Origin of the sequence: Atribacter sp. (assembly GCF_035418125.1) — a bacterium.
In the GTDB taxonomy this organism is placed as follows: Bacteria; Atribacterota; Atribacteria; order Atribacterales; family Atribacteraceae; genus Atribacter; species Atribacter allofermentans.
Genome location: NZ_DAOLQM010000315.1, coordinates 1 through 2202, shown reverse-complemented (window position 1 = coordinate 2202; position 2202 = coordinate 1). Strand labels below are relative to the sequence as shown.

The following is a 2202-nucleotide window of genomic DNA, read 5'->3' as shown; positions in this document are numbered from 1 at the left end:
AACGGCACCCCTCCAAGGAGGGGAATTGTTGAATTCATTCCCCCATTGAGGGGGGTTAGGGGGGTGTGCCTTTATATCTTTGATGGTTATCCCGAGAAAATGATAATGAAATATGAATAAAAGATGAGATCCTCACGGCTTCAAAAACGAAGCCTCAGGATGACGGCTTTTTTAAAATCTTTGGTAGAGGCTTGATTTATCATGCCCGCGGATTTACAGGATCGTTATTGATAAATAAGATATTTTTCTCTCTCTTTTTTAAAGTTTTCCAAAGGTTCCCAGTATGCTTTTTTTAAATCTTGATAGGAAACATCATTTTCTATTAACCTACCAATTAGGGCTGTCCCCATTATTTTATTGAACATGGTTAACTCATTTTCATTTTTAGGTACTGAATAGGAAATTAATTTGTGGGAACAAGATAGAATACACAAGCCAGTGTAGGCAGGCTGAAAAGCTCTCATATTGGTTATAAAAAGACGAACTCCCCCGAATTCTCCATTGGTTTCAGGAACAAACTGAACTCCTGGTAGACCAATTTGATTCAATTCTTGAGCGAAAATTCTGGAATTAATACCTTTTCCTCCAACCCATTTAAAATAATCACCTTGTCGAATTCCCGTTCCTTCACCCAAACCAGTCGCCATGTATACTAAAGCCGAAAGGAAATCAGGAATCATTGGTGAAGTGGGAATCCAATAAAGACCAGTATCCGGAAACATCATATCCCGTGTATATCCATCCATAGGTATAACAATCAATCTCACTCCAATACGACGATTAAAATAACGCGCTAATTCACCAACAGTCATACCATGTGCCATAGGAAGGATATCAACGCCAATGAAGGACCGAAAGTCCTCTTCAGAAACCGGTCCATCAACGATTAATCCTCCCAAAGGATTAGGACGGTCTAAAACAAGGACAGTTTTACCATTATCCTTGGCAGCCCACATACAATAATTAAGCGTAGATATATACGTGTAGGTACGAGCTCCAATGTCTTGGATATCATAAAGGAGGAGGTCGATGTTTTCTAACATCTTGGGAGTTGGCTTCCTCGTCGGTCCGTACAAGCTGTAAACTGGAATTTTATATTGATCATGAAGGTAGGATTCAACGTATTCACCGGCTTTGGCCTTGCCGTCCAATCCATGTTCGGAAGCAAATAAAGCTACCAAATTGGTTTGATGATTATTCGCTAAAAGTTCTGCAGTTGATTGAAATCGGCTATTCAACCCGGTATGGTTGGTTATTAATCCAATCCGCTTTCCTTTAATGAGGTCGAAATGTCTTTCAAAAAGGCTTTCATTTCCCAATTTAATTTTAATGTTCTCTTCATAGATATAAGACGATAAAATATTCACAAGAATGATGAATATACCAATAAAAGTAATCAATTTTATAATTTTCTTCATATTTTTATCTTATATTTTTTCAGTAAGATAAACAATACTCAGCTATTTTTAATGCTTTGTCACACCGACTTTTTTCACACAAAAAAAAATTTTTCCAAGCTCTTTTTTTCATCTCGACTTTTCGTTATAATTCTCGCAATTATATAAAAAAAGGAATTGAAATCACGCACGATACGAGGCAGAAAATGTGTTTGAAATATTGGTAATTGCTTTTGGACTTGGCCTAGATGCATTTTCGTTGGCGGTAGCTTTTGGAATGTGTCAGAAAGTATGTACCTTCAATACAAGATTTCGTTTATCTCTGTCTTTTGGTCTCTTCCAGTTTTTTATGCCTCTGGCTGGTTTTTATGCGGGGCTTAGAGTGGCCCGATTTACTGAATCTATTGATCATTGGATTGTTTTTGCGGTATTGAGCTTTGTTGGTGGAAAAATGATTTATGAAGCTCTGAGCAAGGACGATAATGAAACTATGGTTGATATTAGCCGGGGGATCCCCTTGCTGATAGCTTCGATTGCTACCAGTATTGATGCCTTAGCTGTCGGTTTTTCTTTCGCATTGCTAAAGGATGGGATTCTTTTACCCGCGATTGTTATCGGTATAGTTGCTTCAATAATGACATTTGTGGGAGTAACCTTTGGCCATCGGGTGGGAAGAAAATATATTTCGAAACCAGAAGTTGTTGGTGGAATAGCAATCGTAATAATTGGGTTTAAAACTCTTTTGGAACACTTTATTAACTGAGGAAACCAATCTTTAAAAATTTGCTGACAAGGACGATGAGAA

2 protein-coding genes are annotated in these 2202 nt (G+C 37.6%); one reads left to right on the top strand and one right to left on the bottom strand.

Going from position 1 to position 2202, the window contains the following annotated elements; translation table 11 throughout:
• Positions 1-224: 224 nt before the first annotated feature.
• Entirely contained in the window at positions 225-1418 is a 1194-nt protein-coding gene (locus PLK24_RS10940; RefSeq protein WP_324479073.1) for a DUF1343 domain-containing protein, read from the bottom strand.
• Positions 1419-1605: 187 nt separating this feature from the next.
• Here PLK24_RS10940 and PLK24_RS10935 point away from each other — a divergent pair, with 187 nt between their 5' ends.
• Positions 1606-2160 (top strand): manganese efflux pump MntP, encoded by a 555-nt coding sequence (locus tag PLK24_RS10935; RefSeq protein ID WP_324479072.1) that lies wholly within the window; start codon positions 1606-1608, stop codon positions 2158-2160.
• Positions 2161-2202: the final 42 nt, after the last annotated feature.